This window comes from Nitrobacter sp. 62-13, from assembly GCF_001896955.1.
GTDB lineage: Bacteria > Pseudomonadota > Alphaproteobacteria > Rhizobiales > Xanthobacteraceae > Nitrobacter.
The window spans coordinates 1-6,725 of record NZ_MKRN01000116.1; the positions used below are offsets into that span (position 1 = coordinate 1).

General features: G+C 57.7%; 5 protein-coding genes, 1 pseudogene and 1 riboswitch. All 6 genes and pseudogenes read right to left on the reverse strand.

Annotation, left to right across the window (positions count from 1 at the left end):
• Positions 1-475 precede the first annotated feature (475 nt).
• On the reverse strand, positions 476-868 hold the full coding sequence (locus BGN91_RS09505; protein WP_292612559.1) for a hypothetical protein: 393 nt from the start codon (positions 866-868) through the stop codon (positions 476-478).
• A gap of 1 nt (position 869) precedes the next feature.
• Complete coding sequence (locus BGN91_RS09510) at positions 870-1,532, reverse strand: RNA pyrophosphohydrolase (RefSeq protein ID WP_366408432.1); 663 nt, start codon at positions 1,530-1,532, stop codon at positions 870-872.
• A gap of 37 nt (positions 1,533-1,569) precedes the next feature.
• Positions 1,570-1,630, reverse strand: a riboswitch (Fluoride riboswitch).
• A gap of 86 nt (positions 1,631-1,716) precedes the next feature.
• The gene (locus BGN91_RS09515) at positions 1,717-3,264 is read right to left on the reverse strand and encodes a DNA mismatch repair protein MutS (RefSeq protein WP_292612560.1); all 1,548 of its coding nucleotides are present in this window, start codon (positions 3,262-3,264) and stop codon (positions 1,717-1,719) included.
• Positions 3,261-5,006: a DNA mismatch repair protein MutS gene (locus BGN91_RS09520; RefSeq protein WP_292612561.1), complete on the reverse strand. Its 1,746-nt coding sequence runs from the start codon at positions 5,004-5,006 to the stop codon at positions 3,261-3,263. The genes BGN91_RS09515 and BGN91_RS09520 overlap by 4 nt, the downstream gene beginning before the upstream one ends.
• Positions 5,007-5,276: 270 nt before the next feature.
• Positions 5,277-6,485: an MFS transporter gene (locus tag BGN91_RS09525; protein WP_292612562.1), complete on the reverse strand. Its 1,209-nt coding sequence runs from the start codon at positions 6,483-6,485 to the stop codon at positions 5,277-5,279.
• Between the two features lie 36 nt (positions 6,486-6,521).
• Positions 6,522-6,725, reverse strand: a pseudogene (locus BGN91_RS09530) (hypothetical protein); the annotation flags it as partial.

A 6,725-nucleotide genomic window follows, 5' to 3' on the forward strand; every position in this document is an offset into this window, starting at 1 on the left:
AAGCTGGGTTTAGCTTAACTGGCTGTCCACTAAACCGGCAGCAGCTCATAAGGTGAGAGTGCGCGCTACCGGCACCAGTCCTCTTGTGACTAATCCCAAACTCTTCAACGGTCGGCCATCCTAGATATTTACCATCTTGGTTCCCTTGGCTTCGCACAGCGCAACCTTTCACTCTCGTCAGCTTCCTCGTGTAATGGTTACGACGCTGTTGGCTCTTTCGTTGGGCCGTGTACCTATAAACCCAGCGGCGTCATGTGACTGGTGACTACCTCCGCTTTGCTCCTATAGCGACCAAGTTCGTGCGGCAGCGCAGTATGTCGCGATGGGCCATAAGGCGGCATTTTGAATCGATCTCGGATGCAACGCCCATCTTGACGGCCCAAATCCTGACCAGCGCTAAAATTGGAACTTTCTTTGGGTTCCGGTCGTTGGAACCGGCGGGAACTTGTGCCCGCGCGCGGGGACACACGCCGGCTTATTTATCCATTGTGTTACGCAGGAACCTTGTTCGTCCAAGATTCACATTTTTTAACAATGGGTTGGAAGTCGCTTTGAGGCGGTCGTCAATTGCTATCTGACTAACCGGCGGATAAGTCTTGGAGAGCGATTTCAGTGGGAGTTCAAAATGGCCGCGAATGTGGGGACGGTAGCCGAACTTGTCGGCAGCAACGAGCAGTCTATCCTTCCCGAATGGATCGCGTTGCAGAAGAAGTCCGGCACCCTGCAGACCGGCCGGATCACGGAGAGTGAGCTTCTTTCGCAATCGCGCATGCGTTTTGAGCGCATCCTCTGTGGCCGACGCGCGCGCATCAGCTACATCGGTCGTCAGTTGAAGGTTCGGGACGGCTCGGGCTGTCCGAACCCCCACGTCAGGTTCGCTCGGACTGGTTCGACGAAAGATAAGGTGCAAATTCTTTCAGAACACGACGATAGAGTTCACGTTTGAACGGAACGATCTGGTTCGCCAGATGCTCGACGGGAACCCATTTCCAGGCTGAAAACTCGGGATGCTCAGTCGCCACGTCGATTTCGTCATCGGTGCCACGAAAGCGCATCAAGAACCATTGCTGGGTCTGTCCACGCCAGCGCGGGCGCATTCTGTCCAGCAATTCAGGTGGCAACTCGTAGCTGAGCCAATCGCGCGTCATGACGATAACATCGGCATTGTTCGTACCGATCTCCTCTCGTAGTTCACGAAGCGCAGCGGCGTGCGGGGTTTCCCCAGGATCGATGCCGCCTTGAGGCATTTGCCATGCTTCCTCCAATACATCCCGCCGCTGCCCAACGAAAACATGGCCATCATGGTTGACAAGCATAATGCCGACGCCGCGGCGAAGCGGCTCGTCCGGCGCGGGCTCAGAACCTTCGCTGTCCTCGCCCGGTTGCTGGTTTCGGTGCGCAGCGGTCCGGTCGAACAGCTCGCGCAACTCGCGCTCGTCGATGCCGTCCGCTTCCATAATCGCGCGGATTATCGGATCGGCCATGAGATCGTAGAACGTAAGATCGGGTTGATCGCCAGCTTGTCCGCTCATGGTTTCCTGCCTTGGCGAACCTCGTGGTTCGCAACTTCGATTGGCAGGAGTCATCAGCGGGCATGCGTTTAAAGGGGGACTCCATCCCCGACCTGTAGAATAGCGCAAAACCGTACCCGGGCAAGCCGCCGCATCTGGGTTCAACGCTGCTATTCGCCCAGATGGCCTGCGCCGGCTCAGCCGCCTATGCAGAAGGACGCGTAGTCTCTCCGGGTCGATTTTCTCCAGGTCGATTTTCTCCGGGTCGATTTTCGAAAATGCGTTGGTAGAGGTCGGCACCGAAGCTGTTTGGGAGCGGCTTCGCAGCGATGAGACGGAAGGTTCTAATGCCGTCTTCTTCGCGATCAGCGCGCAGGAACAACGCCCGTTCATCATCCAGAAACGAGCGAGCGAACTCATACATGTGCGAAACAAAAAAAACCGTGATGTTGTTCTCCAGAAGGGCCGTCACGATCTGGCGTGCTATCTCCGAGCCCTCGCGCTCGTGAGTGGCGGCGAAGGACTCGTTAAACAGCACCATCGCGCGCTGGTGAAGATCGTCCGCAATGGTGTTCATGCGCACAAGCTCTTCGTCGAACTTTCCGCTTCGCATGTTGCGATCTTCCTCCCGCTTGTAATGTGTGAACAAGCCGGAATGAAGAGAGGTCGCCAGCGCGTCCGCAGTAACGAACGACCCGCATTGCGTCATTAATTGAGCGAGGCCGACGCTGCGCAGGAACGTCGACTTGCCACCACGATTGGCGCCCGTAATGATGACCAGCGGCTTGCCTTCGGCATCGACATCGTTGCCGACTACGGGCCGTCCCACAGTCAGTGCCAGACAGGCGTCACGCAGGTTCCTGCAGCGAAAGTGGCCCTGGCTTGCCCGGGGTTCGGGAAAAGCAACTGGCTCACCGATCTGGTCGAAGCGTTCCTGGAGATTGAGGCAGCCGAGATAGAACGCGAGTTCGGCGCGCAAAGACTTGATGAAATCGAGGACATGCTCGGCCGACTGGTAGATCGCGTCCGAGATCAGACTAAGACCACGGTCTTGCAGTTCGCCGAAGGCCCGGGATCCCGCATCGTCACGCGGGTGAAGCTGGTATGTAAAACTCGGTTCTCCCGCCGTCAGGATGCGGCGCACCCAGCTCAGATCGCGTGGCTGCGGCTTTCGCAGCATCGTGCCAATCGCTTTACCGCCGTCGCCAACCTGAGCGCTCAGCAGCAGTCCGTTGTTGAATGTCAGGTTGTTGAGGTCGACACGAGCCGCTCCAAGGTAGGTATCGTCAAGGTCCCGTTCGAGCGTCGTGAAGAACCGCTTAAAGCCGGCAGACGTGAATCGATCGGCATGACGGATGCAGGTATCCCGCAGGCGGGCAAGGACATCGAGGCTGCTTTGCAGGGTATGCACGCCGCTGCTCACCCTAGAGGCGGCATCTCTGCCGTAAAGACTGAAGCTCCAACTATGATCCCGGCTGAATGGCTCGGTCGCAATTGCGTAGAATTGCCGCACAATGACCGGGTTAGCGAGACAGTCCTTCAGTATCGCTTGCCGGTAAAGAACAGTTGCAATGTCGTTTTCCCACGCATGGGCGCAGGCCACGGCGATGATGTCGCGGAGATAATAGTCCCCCGCCGCTGCGGCATCGAGCAGCACGTTGAGTTCGAGATCCTGCGCGTACGGAATCGTGGCCTTGGGGGAGGGCGGTTCTGCGTTGAAAACGCGATCTGGATGCATCAGGAAGGCCTTCATGGACGGACCCTCCTGCGTAGCTGTTCGTAGGCCACGCCATGTTTTTGAGCAAGCGAGAGTGCATAGGCGAGGCCATTGGCCGGTTCGCGGATGATCTTGAACGTTCGCCGCGCGGAATCCTCCGGATCGACCGTGCTGACCATGCTGACGGTCTTGTCGTTCAGCGTTGAGAGCGCGTCGATGAATGTCACGCACACCCCTATCGCGCCGGTCGCCAAGATCCGCTCGAGGATTCTCGTGCTCAGAAAGATCTGATCATGCAGGCTTGTCGAATTGAAGATTTCATTGAGAACGATCACGCTGTCCGACGTCATCGCTTCGCAGCTCGCGTGTAATCGAACGAGTTCATCCTCCAGTTTGCCTCGCAAATTGGTGATGTCTTCCTCCCGCTCGAAATGCGTGAAGATGCGGTCGGGAAGAAACAGGCGTGCAGCCTTGCCCGGCACCGGGCAGCCGAGACCCGCCAGAAAGTGCAACTGTCCGAACATTCGGGCAAAGGTTGTCTTGCCGCCCTGGTTCGGGCCCGAGACGACCAGCAATCGCTCTTGTCCGGAGAGCTGGAGGTCGTTGCAGACGATAACGTTTTTTTCTTGCATGAGCTTGGCGGCGAGCGCCAGATCGAAGCTTCCCTCCACCAACGTGTTCTTCGATGAAACGGAGACTTCGGGATGGCAGAAGGGCAATCCGGCGTGTTTGAGAGGATCGATAAAGTCGAGGTACGCGACGTAGAACCCGATCTCGCGATCGAAGCGTGCAATCGTTTCATCGATGAACTCACGATGGTTGCCGACAAATTCGTCAAGGCGACGAAACTCAACTGGAAAGAGACGGCTCACAAATTCGAGAATTGCCTGCTCGATGTGGTTCAACGAGAAGCCGTCCATGGTCTTGCGAGGCGCGGGCACCGTTGCCTCGGTCTCTCTGAATTTCGCAAAGCGTTCGAGAACGGTGACGGTATAGTCGGGCTCGGAAGCGTATCTGCGCACGGTGACCTGGTCGCCACGGAACAGCATGTCGTAGCTCAGATTCGACAGAATCTCGTGGAGCTGATCTGCCTCGCCTGCAAGTTTTCGGAACGCGGCCGACTCCGAATAGAAATTGAGATAACCAAGAAGATTCCGTAATCCAGACGATTGCGGAGCTACGGATTGCAGATCGCGCAGGAGCGAAGTCACGCCCTGGCAATAAAGACGTACCGCACGGAGAAAAACGGTGTGCTTATGGCTGCGATGAGAGATTTGTTCTGCATAACCAAGGTTCGCGCGGACGGACCGCATGGCTTCGCAGAAGACCGGGAATAGAGCGAACACGTCCGTCCGCTCCAGATCGGAAAACACGGCCTGACGGTAACGCACGATATCTTCGTTCCGGAAAGGCGAATAAAAGATCGATCGCAGGGTTTTTTCGTCACGCTTGGCCACGACTGCGGCGATCACCTGATCGAGGTTCAGGTCGATGAAGCAATCAGGCTCGTTGGCGTGATCGAATGGCTGTGCCTCGAGTCCGGGCGGGAACAGGATGCCGCCGAAAGACGCTACCGCAGCTGAGGCGGCCGGTGCAGCGTGCGCCACGACCTTTTGGAGAGGCTCTGATACCTCGAATTTTGCGCTTTCGTAGCTGCGAGGGTCCATGGTTAAACCCTCCACCTCAGCGATCGCTGCCGCTGACCCGATAAGGGTCAACGGGAACGACTGCTGTTGCAAGCGGATGCAGTTTGCAGAATTGCCGCTCAGCGAGATCACAATATCGGGGGGCGGAAGGATTGGCCCTCATGACTGTCCTGCCTCGGCGCCTTGGTCTGGCGCACGGTTCAATTGGCAGGAGTCATCAGCGAGCAGGGCATATCAGGGGACTCCATCCCTTTCCTTTATGTAAGTGATCTCACACAGAGCGTCAACCAACAGCGGCTCGCCACGCTGTCCGCGTTACCGGAGTTGGACCGGCTGTCCGGAAAACGCCGGGCCCCCGGAGTTCCTCGAATGACGGGAAAGTCCTCGAGAGATAGGGGGCCTTCATGGCTTAAAACTCAGAAGCCGGCGGCCGACGGCGATGAAAATCGGGATCGCTGCCAACTGTGTTACGATGCAAAAGCTGATGGTCGCGAAGATTGAGACGTCATAGAGAATGCCGGTCGCCGCGCTGCCCAGGAACCAAAACACGCCATAGCCTGCTGTGAACAAACCGAATGCCGATGCTCGACGATGCAGCGGAACCATTGGCGCTACCGCCGCCGGGATGATGGATTCATGCACGCCCATGCCCATCCCCCAGATCGCCGCACCAATCAGAGCCAGCCAGAAGTCGCCGAGAAAAACAAGCGGCGCAAAAAGGGCGGCGGCAAACGTCAATGCGATGAGTATGGAAAAGCCGAAGCGATCGAACAGGCGTCCAGACACCAGTGAAGCCGTTCCGCTGACGGCCATCGCGACAGCATAGAAAATCGCGATCCAGTCATTCGGAACGGTGTGGGTCTTGCCGAAATGGTAGGCTATCATTGGGTAGTCAGCGAATCCGGCTGCTACCAGCGCGGCGCCCGCAAGATAAAGCCAGAAAATGCGTGGCAGACCGTCGCTCACGACCTGCGGCGGCGGTTGTTCAAGATCTTGAGGCCGGGGATAGAGCAGTCTCGCGAGTGCGACGAATGCAAGGTTGATCAAGGCGGGGATGAGCAAAACAGCGAAGGCCTCATGGTAGTTTCCCTGGTTTGCCAGAATGAAGGCAACCAGAAGCGGGCCGAACAAGGCCCCGAGCTGATCGAGTGCCTCGTGAATACCGAAGACGGTTCCGTAGCCGCCGATTTGCTTGGCCGCATGTGACAACATGACGTCTCGCGGCGGATTGCGTATCGCCTTGCCCACGCGCTCGAGAATGATGAAGACCGCGGCAGCTTGCCAGCTATTCGTCAGCGCGAGCGCCGGAGCAGCCGCCATCTGCACGACGTAGCCGAGAATCGTGATGGGCCAGAAGTGGCCGGTCGCGTCGGCCCACCGTCCGGACACCAGCCTGAGACTGTATCCGAGCAATTCACCGAAGCCCGTAACGACGCCAACCACCGTTGCGGTAGCGCCAAGCGTTCCAAGATAGGATCCGAGAATGCTCCGTGAGCCCTCATAGGTGAAGTCTGCGAAAAAGCTCAAGACCCCAATCAGGAGGACAAATCGAATGGCGATCTTGCGGGCGCCGCGCGTATTTGCTGTTGACGTGAATTTCTGGGTTGGCACTGGGCCTCCTATCGGACGAGAGCGGAAACCAGCCGATTAAAGTCCCACAGGATCGTCCCCGTGTATCAGTCGAGTCGATTCAATGGCGTCGCGCAGCGGTGGGGCGTGCTGAACATTCTGAGACGTCGGGAGGTCGAAGAAGGAGGTGGTCTTGCGCTCGGCTTCGAACAGGTAATCTCGGGTGAGCGGGACAGCGCCGACGGCTTTGGCTAACTGGATCTGGAAAACCATGAAGCCGGC